Origin of the sequence: Streptomyces chattanoogensis (assembly GCF_001294335.1) — a bacterium.
GTDB lineage: Bacteria > Actinomycetota > Actinomycetes > Streptomycetales > Streptomycetaceae > Streptomyces > Streptomyces chattanoogensis.
In genome coordinates, this window is record NZ_LGKG01000112.1 from 34,402 (window position 1) to 47,382 (window position 12,981).

The following is a 12,981-nucleotide window of genomic DNA, read 5'->3' on the forward strand; positions in this document are numbered from 1 at the left end:
GGGGGCCGGGCGTCAGTGCGGATGCCGGGTGGCCGACAGATGCTCGCGGGCGATGCGCTCGGCGACCGTGCACTCCCCGGCGATCAGCGCGTCCAGCAGGGCGGTGTGCTCGGAGGCGTCCGCCAGCAGATCGGCGGTCCGCAGCCGCGAGCCGCCGGCCGGCCACTGGGTGTCGCGCAGCAGGTCGTCGGTGACCTGGGTCAGCCGGCGGTTCCCGGTGAGCGAGATCAGCGCGTGGTGGAAGGCGCGGTCCGCCTCCGCGTAGCCGACGCGGTCGCCGTGTGCGGCGGCGGTCAGCCCCGCGTCGGCGAGCGGGCGCAGCTCCTCCCAGCGCTCCGGCGCCAGCGCCCTGGCCAGCCGGATGATCGCGGGAATCTCCAGCATGGCGCGCACCTCGGCCAGTTCGGCCAGATCGCGGGAGCTGTGTTCGCAGACCCGGAAGCCGCGGTTGGGGACGACCTCGACGGCGCCCTCGCCCGCGAGCTGCTGCATGGCCTCGCGCACCGGGGTCGCCGAGACGCCGTAGCGCTCGGCGAGGGCGGGTGCGGAGTAGACCTCGCCCGGGGCCAGCTCCCCGGCGACCAGCGCCTCGCGCAGCGCGGCCAGCACCTGGCCGCGTACGGAGTGGCGCTGCGGCCGGCCCGGCTGGCGGGGCACGGCCGGCCGCGGCACCGACTCCGGTGCCGACGGCTGCCGGGGCACGGCGGAACCGGCGTGCGCGGGCGCCCACGCGCGTGCGCCCAGCTCGTATTCCGCTGTGCCCTGCTCCATGGCGATTCCTTCTGACGACTCCGAGCACCATAGGCGCCCGCGGCGCCGGTTCCCACCTCGGCGGTCCGGGTAGAGTCTTCCGATAAGGTAAGGCTTACCTGCTAACGATCGCGATTCGGTGGTCTCCGCATGACTTCTGCCCCCGTCGCCCCGCCGCTCGCGCAGCCCGTTGCCGCTGCGTATGCCCGGCTTTCCGAGGTGTTCCCCGGCCTGCAGGTGACCGAGTGGGACACGGTGCCCCCGAGCGGCGACGGCTGGGTGTGCGCGGCCGGTCTCGCGGCCGGCGGTGAGACCCTGGACACGTTTCTCGCCTGGGACGAAGCGCAGATCATCCGGGATTACGGACAGCGCGCCCGCCCCGACGTCGTCGCGAGCTTCGCACTGCACCGCTACGCCTGGCCCGCCTGTCTGCTGATCACCATCCCCTGGTTCCTGGACCGCCGGGTGCCGTATCTGCCCGTACAGGACGTCGCCTTCCAGCGGGAGCTGGGCCGGATGGCGGTACGGGTGCGCTCGTTCGCATGCCTTCCCGGTGATCCGGCGGCGGAGCTGCCCGGCGCCCGGGTCGTCGCCGACGAGGAGGCGCTGCGCGCCGAGGTACGGGCGGCGGTGGCCGGGCATCTGGAGCCGGTCCTGCGCGGCTTCCGCGGCCGGCTGCGGCGCGGCCCGCGGGCACTGTGGGGGATGGCGACCGACGAGGTCGTCGAGGGCCTGTGGTACCTCGGGCATCTGCTGGGCGAGGAGCCTCGGGCGGTGGCCGAGCTGGAGCGGCTGCTGCCGGGAGCCACCGCCCCGTACGTCGGCAGTGCCGCATTCCGCACGCTGACCGGCCCGGACGGCGAGCCGCTGCCCACCCGTGACCGCGCGAGCTGCTGCATGTTCTACACCCTGCGCCCCGAGGACACCTGCGTCACCTGTCCCCGCACCTGCGACGCGGACCGCATCACCCGCCTCACCGCAACCACCTGACCCCCACACCACCCGAACGGGTCATCTCATTCGAACGTAACTCCCCTTGCTGACCAGGGAGTTCGATCCCCGGTCCCCCATCTGCCGCTCCCGGCACCCCCTTGGCGTTCTCTTACCCGGAAACCCTCTGGGGGAGGGGTGGATTCCGCCAAGATGCCTCGCGAAACGCGTATGCGAGGTACTCAAGGTGAGGAATTCAGAATGAGAATGACCGACATATCGCTTAATTGGCTTGTTCCAGTGACATTGGTGCTCGCCGCAGGCATGGCGGTCTTGACAGTGGTCCTGCGTGGCAAACGCACGGCCGACCGGTCCGCCGACGACTCATGGGAGCGCAACGAGGAACGCCGTCGCCGCAAAGAGGCGGTGTTCGCCTCGGCCTCCTATCTGTTGCTGTTCTGCTGTGCGGCGGTCGCCGCCGCACTGTCCTTCCACGGCCTGGTCGGCTTCGGCGAGCAGAACCTCGGCCTGTACGGGGGCTGGGAGTATCTGGTGCCGTTCGGGCTCGACGGCGCCGCGATGTTCTGCTCCGTACTGGCGGTCCGCGAGGCCAGCCACGGCGACGCGGCGCTCGGCTCCCGGATACTCGTGTGGACCTTCGCGGGGGCCGCGGCCTGGTTCAACTGGGTGCATGCGCCGCGCGGCCTGGACCACGCGGGCGCACCGCAGTTCTTCGCCGGTATGTCGTTGTCCGCCGCGGTCCTCTTCGACCGGGCGCTCAAACAGACCCGCCGGGCGGCACTGCGCGAACAGGGGCTGGTGCCCCGTCCGCTGCCGCAGATCCGGATCGTGCGCTGGCTGCGGGCGCCCCGCGAGACCTTCGCGGCCTGGTCGCTGATGCTGCTGGAGGGCGTACGGACGCTGGACGAGGCGGTCGAGGAGGTACGGGAGGACCGCCGCCAGCGGGAACAGCGCCGACGGCGCCGGCGCGAGCAGGTCAAGCTCGACCGGGCACGGCTGCGGGCCCTCAACCGGCAGCACCGTTCATGGGGCATCGGCAGGGCCGGCGGCCGACTGACCGTCACCCAGGCCACCGCGGCGCCGGCGGATCTGGCCGACCGGGATTCCGCCATATCCGGCGAACTTCCGGAGCCGTTGCCCCCATCAGATTCGTCGGTGCGTTACCGCCCGGCCCTCAAGGCCGTGACCGGCACTGACCCCGGAGCCACCGCCGTCGCGGCCGAACCGCTGCGGACCGTGGACCTGACCGCCGAGGACGACACCCAGACGCTCCCCCGTCTGGACTCCCTGGAGGAGAAACTGGCAGCGATCGAGCAACGCTTCGCCTGAGCTGTGGCGGACCGCGCCGACCCCACACCCCCGATACCGGCTCAGGCCGGTCCGCCACCCAGCTCGAACCACACGCATTTGCCGACCCCGTGGGACCGTATGCCCCACCTGTCCGCTAAGGAGCGGACCAGCATCAGACCCCGGCCGGATGTCCCGTCGGCGGTCGGTGCCTTGGGCTCGGGGAGCCCGGAGACAAAGTCCCTCACCTCTATGCGTAACCGGTCGCCGGCTATGGCGGTGACCACGGCGCCGCCCTCCGCATGCACCAGCGCATTGGTGACCAGCTCGCTGGTGAGCAGCGTCGCGACCTCGGCGACCTCGGCGGCCTCGCCGTTCCGCAGCTTGGCCCAGTGGCTGAGCAGCTGCCGCAGCTCCCGGCGCACCTCGCCGACCGCCCGCAGATCCGCATGCCGCACCCGCCGTCTGAGCACCCCCGGCGCCCGCGCGACGGTCCCCCCGCCCCGGCTCCCCTCGCTCATGTCCTGCCGTCTGTTCCGTTCCTCGCGCCGCACAGGCTGACGCATGCTCTCCCCCGCCCCCGGACCAACGATCGGCGCTCCCTCGAACAGCCTCACGCTCATGCATGCCCATCCGGCCAGGCGCCATGCTTCGGTTGATGCCTCACGACGCCGTGCGGAGCCCCGTTCTCCGGTGGGTATGCCTCCGGTAACCGCACGGACCGCATACGGACCGGACCCGGACACCTTCCCGAGAGGAGCCGCCGTGCACGACGACCGACTGCTGGTGGAGGGGCGTCTGGAACGGGCGCTGGGGCAGTTCATCCGGCCCGCGCAGTATGCGGCGCGGGCGCCGCTGGAGTTGGCGGTATGGCATGCGCCGGGTGAACCCGTGCCGGTCGAGGAGGCCCTGCGGGCCACGTACGAGCCGTTCTCGGCGGGCGACGTCTGGGGGCCGCCGTGGTCGACGAGCTGGTTCCGGCTCACGGGCGAGGTGCCCGGGGAATGGGCGGGCCGGCGGGTGGAGGCCGTCATCGACCCCGGGTTCAGCGGTGACGGGCCCGGCTTCCAGGCGGAGGGGCTGGTCCATGACGGCGACGGGGTACCGCTCAAGGGCATCCATCCGCGCAACCGCCACGTCCCCGTCGCCGCCCCGGCGCAGGGCGGCGAGCGGGTACGGCTCCTTCTGGAGGCCGCCGCCAACCCTGCCGTGCTGCGGGACTTCCGCCCCACCGACCTCGGCGACATCCGCACCGCGCCCCACCGCCCCCTGTACCGCTTCGCCGCCGCCGACCTCGCCGTCCTCGACGAAACCGTCTGGCATCTGGTGCTCGACATCGAGGTGCTGTCGGAGCTGATGTACGAGCTGCCCGCCGACCGCCCGCGCCGGCACGAGATCCTGCGGGCGCTGGAGGACATGCTGGACGCGCTGGATCTGCACGATGTCGCGGGTACCGCCGCCGCGGGCCGGGCCGCGCTCGCCGGCGTACTGAGCAGCCCGGCCGCCGCCGGCGCCCACCGCGTCTCGGCCGCCGGGCACGCCCATATCGACTCCGCCTGGCTGTGGCCGCTGCGCGAGACCGTCCGCAAGGCGTCCCGCACCTTCGCCAACGTCACGCAACTGGCCACCGAATACCCCGAGTTGGTGTTCGCCTGCTCGCAGGCGCAGCAGTACGCCTGGGTGCGGGACCACCAGCCGCACATCTGGGAGCGCATCAAGAAGGCCGTACGGGACGGGAACTGGGCGCCCGTGGGCTCCATGTGGGTGGAATCGGACGCCAATATGCCCGGGGGCGAGGCGCTGGCCCGGCAGCTGGTGCACGGCAAGCGCTTCTTCCTCGACGAGCTGGGGGTGGAGACCGAGGAGATCTGGCTGCCGGACTCCTTCGGCTACACCGCCGCCTTTCCGCAGCTGGCGCGGCTGGCGGGGGCGAAGTGGTTCCTGACCCAGAAGCTGTCGTGGAACCAGACGGACAAGATGCCGCACCACACCTTCTGGTGGGAGGGCATCGACGGCACCCGTGTCTTCACCCACTTCCCGCCCGTGGACACCTACAACTCCCAGCTGCACGGCCGCGAACTCGCCCATGCGGAGCGGAACTTCGCGGAGAAGGGACGGGCCACCCGCTCCCTGGTCCCGTTCGGCTGGGGCGACGGCGGGGGCGGCCCGACCCGCGAGATGCTGGAGCGGGCGCGCCGGCTGCGCGATCTGGAGGGCTCGCCGCGCGTCGGGATCGAACCGCCGGCCCGGTTCTTCGAGGCGGCCCACGAGGAGTACGGGGCGGCGGCGCCGGTCTGGTCGGGCGAGCTGTACCTCGAGTTCCACCGCGGTACGTACACCTCGCAGGCGAAGACCAAGCAAGGCAACCGGCGCAGCGAACACCTCCTGCGGGAGGCGGAGCTGTGGGCGGCCACGGCGGCGGTGCGGACGGCCGGGGGTGCGGCGTACGGGTATCCGTACGAGGACCTGGACCGGCTGTGGAAGACCGTTCTGCTGCACCAGTTCCACGACATCCTGCCGGGCTCGTCCATCGCCTGGGTGCACCGGGAGGCGCGGGCGGCGTACGCGGCGGTGGAGGCGGAGCTCACGGAGATCATCGAGGGCGCGATCGGGGCGCTGGGCGAACCGGGGGCCGGGGCGGCCGCGGTGCCGACGGTGTTCAATGCCTCGCCCTACGACCGGGACGAGATCGTCGAGCTGCCGGACGAGTCCCGGACCCCCGTCCCCGTCCATGTGCCCGCGCTGGGCTCGGCGACGCTCCGCCCGCCCGGCCCGCACTCCCCCACGCCCTCGCCCGCGCCCGTACGGTCGGGCACCGACGCCGAGGGCGCCGTCGTCCTCGACAACGGCCTGCTCCGCGTCCGCATCGGCACCGACGGCCTGCTGGCATCCGTCCGCGATCTGCACGCCGGACGTGAGGTCCTGGCCCCCGGCGCCCGCGGCAATCTGCTCCAGCTGCACCCGGACCACCCCACCCAGTACGACGCCTGGGACCTCGACCGGCACTACCGCCACCGGCACACCGATCTGACCGCGGCCGAGTCCGTCGCCCTGGTGACGGACGGGCCGCTGACCGCCACCGTGCGGGTGACCAGGGCATTCGGCGCCGGGTCCCGGATCGCCCAGGATCTGACCCTGCGCGCGGGCGCCCGCCGCCTCGACATCACCACGGACATCGACTGGCATGAGTCGGAGAAGGTCCTCAAGGCCGCCTTCCCGCTGGACGTGCACGCCGAACGGTCCACGTCCGAGGTGCAGTTCGGGCATGTGCACCGCCCCACCCACACCAACACCAGCTGGGACGCGGCCCGTTTCGAGATCCCCGCGCACCGCTGGCTGCGGGTCGCCGAGCCGGGCTATGGCGTCGCGCTGCTCAATGACTCCACCTACGGCCATGACGTGACCCGTACACCGCATGCGGAGGGCCTGGGCACGACCGTACGGCTGACCCTGCTGCGCGCCCCGCACAGCCCGGATCCGGAGACCGACCAGGGCTCGCACCGTTTCACCTACGCGCTGCTGCCGGGCGCCGGGGTCGGCGACGCCGTGGCCGAGGGCCTGGCGCTCAACCTCCCGCTGCGGCCCGCCACCGCGCCGGCCGTCCCGCCGCTGGTCCGCGTCGACCACCCGGCGATCACCGTGGAGTCGGTCAAGCTCGCCGAGGACCACAGCGGCGATGTGGTGGTCCGGCTGTACGAGTCCCGGGGCGGCCGGGCCACCGGCACGCTCTCCCCGGGGTTCCCGGTCGAACGGGCCACCGTCACCGATCTGCTGGAGCGCCCGCTGCGGGAGGAGGCGGGAGGTCCCACGTCCGATGTGACGGTGGAGCTCCGCCCGTTCCAGATCCTGACCCTCCGGCTGCGGCCGCAGCGACCGCCGACGGCCTAGATGTGCTGTCCGGGCACGTTGGTGACACGCGTGCTGGGTGCTTGAACGAGGTGAGGGCCTTCTGGCTCGGTGGGGATTGCGACATCTACCGCCGAGTGCAGGAGGCCCTCGTGATCCACCGTAACGCCCCGCTGACACCGACCGGCAGGCTGCGTCTGGCGGTGCGTCGTCGACGAGGGCTGGCCGTTGCGCCGGGCCGCGGAACGGTTCCAGGTCAGTCACACGACAGCTGCACGCTGGGCCGGCCGCTACCGGCTGCACGGCCACGCGGGCATGAACGACCGCTCCAGCAGGCCCCACCACCAGCCTCACCGCACGTCCACAGCAGTGGAAGACAAGGTCGTGCGCATGCGACGCGAGCACCGCATCGGCCCGCTGCGGCTGGCCGCCCGCACCGGCATCGCAGCCTCCACCGCCCACCGCATCCTCCAGCGCCACGGCATGCCGCCGCTGGCCGCAGTAGACCGGGCCACCGGTGAGCCCGTCCGCCGATACGAACGCGCCCGGCCCGGCGAACTGGTCCACATCGACGTGAAGAAACTCGGCCGCATCCCCGACGGCGGCGGCCACAAAGCCCTCGGCCGGGCCTGCGGACGCAAGAATCGCAACGGCATGGGATACGCCTACCTGCACACCGCACTCGATGACCACTCTCGCCTGGCCTACACCGAAGACCTGCCCGACGAGAAGGCAGACACCTGCGCGGGCTTCCTCACACGGGCCACGGCCTGGTTCGCCGCCCAAGGCGTCACCGTCGAACGCGTACTGACCGACAACGCCTGGGCCTACAGCAAGAACACCTGGCGTCAGACCTGCCACGACCTGGGCATCCAACCGCGCTGGACACGGCCCTGGCGCCCACAGACCAACGGCAAGGTCGAACGCTTCCACCGCACCCTGCTCGACGAATGGGCCTACCACCAGCCCTACACCTCAGACGCCGAACGACAAGCAGCCTTCCCCGACTGGCTGGACTGGTACAACTACCACCGACCCCACACCGGAATCAGCGGCCACACCCCAGCCAGCCGCATCACCAACCTCTCCGAACAGCACACCTAGAGCACCGCGTGGCCTACATCCTGGGGATGTTCCGCAGATTGGAGCGGGCCATCTGGAGCATCCGGCCGACCCCGCCCTCCAGCACGATCTTCCCGGCCGACAGCGCGAAGCCGGACACCATCTCCGCGCTGATCTTCGGCGGGATCGACAGGGCGTTGGGGTCGGTGACGACGTCCACCAGTGCCGGGCCGTTGTGCCGGAAGGCGTCGCGCAGGGCGCCGCGCAGCTGTTTGGGCTTCTCGACCCGCACGCCGTGGGCGCCAGCCGCGCGGGCGAGGGCCGCGAAGTCCGGATTGCGGTTGGTGGTGCCGTAGGAAGGCAGGCCGGAGACCAGCATCTCCAGCTCCACCATGCCCAGGGAGGAGTTGTCGAAAAGGACGATCTTCACCGGCAGGTCGTACTGGACCAGGGTGAGGAAGTCGCCCATCAGCATGGCGAATCCGCCGTCGCCCGACATCGAGACGACCTGCCGCCGGCGGTCGAGGAACTGTGCGCCGATGGCCTGCGGCAGCGCGTTCGCCATCGAGCCGTGACTGAACGAACCGATCACCCGGCGGCGGCCGTTGGGGCTGAGATAGCGGGCGGCCCAGACGTTGCACATGCCGGTGTCGACGGTGAAGACCGCGTCGTCGGCCGCCTCCTCGTCCAGGACGGAGGCGACGAACTCGGGGTGGATCGGGGTGTGTTTCTCCACCTTGCGCGTGTACGCCTTGACCACGCCTTCCAGCGCATCGGCATGCCTTTTGAGCATCCGGTCCAGGAACTTGCGGTCGGTCTTTCGCTGCACCTTGGGGATCAGACAGCGCAGCGTCTCGCGGACGTCGCCCCAGACGGCCAGGTCGAGCTTGGTGCGGCGCCCCAGGTGTTCGGGCCGGACATCGACCTGGACGATCATGACGTCGTCGGGCAGGAAGGCGTTGTACGGGAAGTCCGTGCCGAGCAGGATCAGCAGATCGCACTCGTGGGTGGCCTCGTAGGCGGCGCCGTAGCCGAGCAGCCCGCTCATGCCGACGTCGTACGGGTTGTCGTACTGGATCCACTCCTTGCCGCGCAGCGCATGCCCGACCGGCGACTTCACCCGCTCGGCGAACTCCATCACCTCGGCATGGGCGCCCGCCGTGCCGCTGCCGCAGAACAGCGTGACCTTGCCGGCCTCGTCGATCATCCGGGCCAGCGTGTCGATCTCGGTGTCCCCGGGGCGTACGGAGGGGCGCGCGGTGACCAGGGCGTGCTCGACGGCGCGCTCCGGGGCCGGCTCGGCGGCGATGTCGCCGGGGAGGGAGACGACCGAGACCCCGCTCCGCCCGATGGCGTGCTGGATCGCCGTCTGGAGCACCCGGGGCATCTGCCGGGGGTGGGAGATCAGCTCGCTGTAATGACTGCATTCGGTGAACAGCCGGTCGGGGTGGGTCTCCTGGAAGTAGGTGGTGCCGATCTCGCTGGACGGGATGTGGGAGGCGAGGGCGAGCACCGGGGCCATGGAGCGGTGGGCGTCGAAGAGGCCGTTGATCAGGTGCAGGTTCCCGGGACCGCAGGAGCCGGCGCAGGCCGCCAGCTTGCCGGTGAGCTGCGCTTCCGCCCCGGCGGCGAAGGCGGCCGCCTCCTCGTGCCGGACCTGGATCCAGTCGATCGCGGAGTGCCGGCGGATGGCGTCCACGACGGGGTTGAGACTGTCACCGACGACTCCGTACAGCCGCCGCACCCCCGCCCGCGCCAGAATGTCCACGAACTGCTCGGCGACGGTCTGTCTGGGCATGGGTGGGGCTCCTCCCGACGGTGCTGCGCCTCAGGTGGTTCTCGGCCCGCCTACCCGCCCGGCCAGGACTGCCACACCCCCACGGCCGTCCGGTCCCCCGCATGGCCCGTGCTGCGTGACTGGGCGGCGGACAGAAAGGCGACGAGACCGGGTGGTCCGGCGCCCCACTCGGCGGCCAGCCGGGCGGCGAACCCGGCGTCCTCGCGCAGCGGTTCCGCCAGGCCCGTACTGCACAGCAGGAGGGTGTCCCCGGCGCGGGCGGCGGCCGGCCGGAAGAGGAACCCGCCGTTTGGCGCGGCGGGCTCGAGGTCCTGCCAGGAGCCGTCGTGCAACCGGAAGAGGCCGCCGTCGCCGGTGCCGAAGAACACCCGGGTACGGCATTCGGGGTCGGCGGGCAGCAGCAGGCAGCGGAGGGCGGCCGTGTACTCCTCGGGTGCGGTGCCCCGCTCCGTCGCACGGGCGCGCAGCCTGCCGTAGCTGTGGTCGGTGAGCCGCTGCAGTCCGGACCGGAGGGCGTCGCGACGGTCCGTACGGATGTCCTCGGCCAATCGGGTGCAGCTGCGGCCGACCGCCGCGCCGATCCAGGCGCAGGCGTCGCGGGCGGCGCGCCGGGAGTCCTCGGCGCCGGGCCGGCCGGTCGCCACGGCGGCCAGGATCAGGGTGTCCCGGCCGGTGCCGAAGCGGGCGGTGAGCAGGGCGTCGCGGCGGGGTTCGCCCTGGTAGCGGGCCAGGTCGCCGCGGAGCGAGGCGGCGCGGAGGGTGAGCGAGCCGTAGGCGGCGCCGTCCAGTTCGGTGTCGGGGACCAGGGCGTCGAGGGCGGCGGGGTCGGCGGCGGGGAGGGCGACCGGGTCCTGGCCGGGCGGTACGTACAGGGAGGGGGCGGCGGGCGGGGCGGGCTCCCCCCGTGGGGCCGGCGGGCTCGGGGCCGGCGGTCTTGGGCCTGAGGCGCGCGTCCCGGCCGGGCCCACCGCACGCAGCGCCGAGGCCACCCGGTCGTCGAGGGTGTCCGCGGCCCCGGACGCCCCGGCGTCCCGCACCGCACCGCCGCCCGCCCCTGCCTCGCCGTACAACCGCCGCCACCACTCGTCCTCATGGCCGCGCCGTGCCCCCAGATCGGTCATGGCCCGTATTGTCCCTGGAGGGGTGCCGCGGAAACAGGGCGCGCAGAGGCGTTCCCGCCCGGCCGGCGCCGTCCGCCGGAGGGCGCGTCCCGGCCCGGTCCGGCAGGCTTGGGCCATGACAGAGCGCAGCACGGGGGTCCCCCCGGCCGAGGTCCCCCGGCTACCGCTGGACGGGGGTCCCCCCGGCGGGAGAGCCGTCACATGAGCGTGTGGCAGCTGGTCGCGGTCGGCCTGGTCATGCTGTTCGGTCTGCTCGGAGTGCTGATTCCGGGCATTCCCGGGCCGCCGATCGTCTGGGCCGGTGTGCTGTGGTGGGCGATGACCGAGCGGACCGGCGCCGCCTGGACGCTGCTGATCGCCGCCACCGTCCTCCTGCTCCTCAACCAGGCCCTCAAATGGCTGCTCCCGGCCCGCAGTCTCCGTGATGCCGGCGCGCCCTACCGCACCCTCTTCCTGGCGGGGACCACGGGCATCGTCGGATTCTTCGTCGTCCCCGTGATCGGCGGCCCGCTCGGCGCCGTCGGCGGTCTCTACGTCCTCGAGCGCATCCGGCTCGGCAGCCACGGCGACGCCTGGGCCTCCACCCGTACGGTCATGCGGGTCATCGGCCTGAGCGTGCTGGTCGAGCTGTTCGCCTGTCTGCTGGTCGTGGGGGCGTGGGCGGGGGTGGTGATGGCGGGCTGAGCGCAGGGACCGCCCCCGGGTCCCCCGGCTCCCGCAGCGCGTCCCCGTCCGTCCGTATCCCGGCCCGCCACAGATGGTGCAGCGCATACGCTCCCCAGGGCCGCCAGGCATCCGCCGCCCCGGCCGGCCCCAACGCGGCCCCCACATCCGGGTCGCCCATCCCCCGCATCCGGATGTACGCCGCCGCCCGGGGCCCGACGCCGGGGAGGGCGGCCAGCGTCCGCTCGGCGGCGGCCCGGTCCGCGCCCGCGTCCAGCAGCAGCGTCCCGTCGGCGAGGGCCGTGCACAGCGCCCGTACCGGGGCCGGGACGTCGGCGCCGGTGAGCTCCGCGGGCGCCGGGAAGAGATGGGTGAGCCCGCCGTCCGCCGTGTCCAGCGGCTTCCCGTAGGCCCGGACCAGCTCCGCGGCGCGCCCCGGCGGCCCGCCGAGCACCGTCCGTACGGCCAGTTCCTCGGGATCGGCGGCGCCGGGCGAGCGCAGCCCCGGGCGCTCCGCGACCAGAGGGCCGAGCAGCGGATCGGCGCCCAGCCGCTCCGCGACGGCGTACGGATCCGCATCCAGGTCGAACAGCCGGCGCAGCCGCTGGACGGCCGTGGCCAGATCCCGGGGATCGCTCAGCCGCAGCCGGCACTCGAGCCAGCCGCCGTCCGTGCCCCGGTCGGCCGGGCACACCAGCCCCGCGGGCGAGATGCGCCGCGACCGTGCGCCGCCGCACTCGTCGACCTCGGCGATCGCGGTGCCGTAGGCGAGCCGCAGCGTACGGCGATAGGTGCGGGCGCCGCGGGTACCCCGGATCTCCTCGACGCCGGGCACCGCCCGTACCTGCAGGAAGTCGAACATCTCGGCCTCGGCGCAGGGGCCCCGGTAGGCCAGCCGCAGCGGGATTCCGCCGGCCGCGTTGCGTGCCGTGCCCCGGCCCGCCGCGGCCCTCAGCTCGCTGGGCGTGGCGGCGTAGATCTCCCGCATGGTGTCGTTGAACTGCCGGATGCTGGCGAACCCGGCCGCGAACGCCAGCTCGGTGACCGGCAGCGGGGTGGTCTGCAGCAGCACCCGTGCGGTGTGCGCCCGGCGGGCCCGCGCCAGCGCCACCGGGCCCGCGCCGAGCTCCGCGGTCAGCTGCCGCTGCACCTGGCGCGGGCTGTACCCCAGCCGCCGCGCCAGCCCGCCGACGCCCTCCCGGTCGACCACCCCGTCCGCGATGAAGCGCATGGCGCGGCCGACCAGATCGGCCCGTACGTTCCACTCGGCGGAACCCGGCACGGCGTCCGGCCGGCACCGGCGGCAGGCCCGGAAGCCGGCGGTCTGGGCGGCGGCGGCCGTGGGGAAGAACCGCACGTTCACCCGCTTGGGAGTGACCGCGGGACAGCTCGGCCGGCAGTAGATACCGGTCGTCACCACCGCGAAGAAGAACTCCCCGTCGAACCGCGCATCCCGGCTGGACACCGCCTCGTACCGGGCCCCGTCATCCATCACGTCGTTCC

At 73.0% G+C, this 12,981-nt stretch carries 9 protein-coding genes and 1 pseudogene; 5 read left to right on the plus strand and 5 right to left on the minus strand.

Translation table 11 applies throughout. From position 1 onward, the window contains the following. Window positions 1-12: 12 nt before the first annotated feature. Window positions 13-771: a GntR family transcriptional regulator gene (locus ADL29_RS13020; protein ID WP_053923832.1), complete on the minus strand. Its 759-nt coding sequence runs from the start codon at window positions 769-771 to the stop codon at window positions 13-15. Between the two features lie 129 nt (window positions 772-900). Here ADL29_RS13020 and ADL29_RS13025 point away from each other — a divergent pair, with 129 nt between their 5' ends. After that, a complete protein-coding gene (locus ADL29_RS13025; RefSeq protein ID WP_053923833.1) occupies window positions 901-1,740 on the plus strand; it encodes a (2Fe-2S)-binding protein in 840 nt (279 codons plus the stop codon). A 201-nt stretch (window positions 1,741-1,941) separates the two neighbouring features. Then, window positions 1,942-3,030 (plus strand): DUF2637 domain-containing protein, encoded by a 1,089-nt coding sequence (locus ADL29_RS13030; RefSeq protein ID WP_046925367.1) that lies wholly within the window; start codon window positions 1,942-1,944, stop codon window positions 3,028-3,030. A gap of 41 nt (window positions 3,031-3,071) precedes the next feature. Here ADL29_RS13030 and ADL29_RS13035 read toward each other — a convergent pair whose 3' ends face one another. After that, the gene (locus tag ADL29_RS13035) at window positions 3,072-3,509 is read right to left on the minus strand and encodes an ATP-binding protein (RefSeq protein ID WP_046930653.1); all 438 of its coding nucleotides are present in this window, start codon (window positions 3,507-3,509) and stop codon (window positions 3,072-3,074) included. A 244-nt stretch (window positions 3,510-3,753) separates the two neighbouring features. On the opposite strand from ADL29_RS13035, the gene ADL29_RS13040 reads away from it, so the two are divergent. Together ADL29_RS13040 and ADL29_RS13045 are read left to right on the plus strand one after the other, a co-directional pair. Beyond that, on the plus strand, window positions 3,754-6,876 hold the full coding sequence (locus ADL29_RS13040; protein WP_053923834.1) for an alpha-mannosidase: 3,123 nt from the start codon (window positions 3,754-3,756) through the stop codon (window positions 6,874-6,876). Between the two features lie 110 nt (window positions 6,877-6,986). Continuing rightward, a pseudogene (locus ADL29_RS13045) lies at window positions 6,987-7,938 on the plus strand (IS481 family transposase). Between the two features lie 13 nt (window positions 7,939-7,951). Here ADL29_RS13045 and ADL29_RS13050 read toward each other — a convergent pair. Together ADL29_RS13050 and ADL29_RS13055 are read right to left on the minus strand one after the other, a co-directional pair. Then, window positions 7,952-9,694: a pyruvate dehydrogenase gene (locus tag ADL29_RS13050; protein ID WP_053923835.1), complete on the minus strand. Its 1,743-nt coding sequence runs from the start codon at window positions 9,692-9,694 to the stop codon at window positions 7,952-7,954. A gap of 50 nt (window positions 9,695-9,744) precedes the next feature. Beyond that, the gene (locus ADL29_RS13055) at window positions 9,745-10,815 is read right to left on the minus strand and encodes a protein phosphatase 2C domain-containing protein (RefSeq protein WP_053923836.1); all 1,071 of its coding nucleotides are present in this window, start codon (window positions 10,813-10,815) and stop codon (window positions 9,745-9,747) included. A 201-nt stretch (window positions 10,816-11,016) separates the two neighbouring features. On the opposite strand from ADL29_RS13055, the gene ADL29_RS13060 reads away from it, so the two are divergent. Continuing rightward, a complete protein-coding gene (locus ADL29_RS13060) occupies window positions 11,017-11,499 on the plus strand; it encodes a DUF456 domain-containing protein (protein ID WP_053923837.1) in 483 nt (160 codons plus the stop codon). Here ADL29_RS13060 and ADL29_RS13065 read toward each other — a convergent pair. Next, on the minus strand, window positions 11,417-12,970 hold the full coding sequence (locus ADL29_RS13065; RefSeq protein ID WP_169795230.1) for a DNA-3-methyladenine glycosylase 2 family protein: 1,554 nt from the start codon (window positions 12,968-12,970) through the stop codon (window positions 11,417-11,419). The two genes, ADL29_RS13060 and ADL29_RS13065, sit on opposite strands and share 83 nt — an antisense overlap. Window positions 12,971-12,981 lie beyond the last annotated feature (11 nt).

What these genes read in the sequence shown, in the direction of transcription:
- ADL29_RS13025 (WP_053923833.1), top strand. Translation starts at nt 901, where the DNA reads ATGACTTCTGCCCCCGTCGCCCCGCCGCTCGCGCAGCCCGTTGCCGCT.
- ADL29_RS13065 (WP_169795230.1), bottom strand. Translation starts at nt 12,970, where the DNA reads ATGGATGACGGGGCCCGGTACGAGGCGGTGTCCAGCCGGGATGCGCGG.
- ADL29_RS13055 (WP_053923836.1), bottom strand. Translation starts at nt 10,815, where the DNA reads ATGACCGATCTGGGGGCACGGCGCGGCCATGAGGACGAGTGGTGGCGG.
- ADL29_RS13035 (WP_046930653.1), bottom strand. Translation starts at nt 3,509, where the DNA reads ATGAGCGAGGGGAGCCGGGGCGGGGGGACCGTCGCGCGGGCGCCGGGG.
- ADL29_RS13060 (WP_053923837.1), top strand. Translation starts at nt 11,017, where the DNA reads ATGAGCGTGTGGCAGCTGGTCGCGGTCGGCCTGGTCATGCTGTTCGGT.
- ADL29_RS13050 (WP_053923835.1), bottom strand. Translation starts at nt 9,694, where the DNA reads ATGCCCAGACAGACCGTCGCCGAGCAGTTCGTGGACATTCTGGCGCGG.
- ADL29_RS13020 (WP_053923832.1), bottom strand. Translation starts at nt 771, where the DNA reads ATGGAGCAGGGCACAGCGGAATACGAGCTGGGCGCACGCGCGTGGGCG.
- ADL29_RS13030 (WP_046925367.1), top strand. Translation starts at nt 1,942, where the DNA reads ATGAGAATGACCGACATATCGCTTAATTGGCTTGTTCCAGTGACATTG.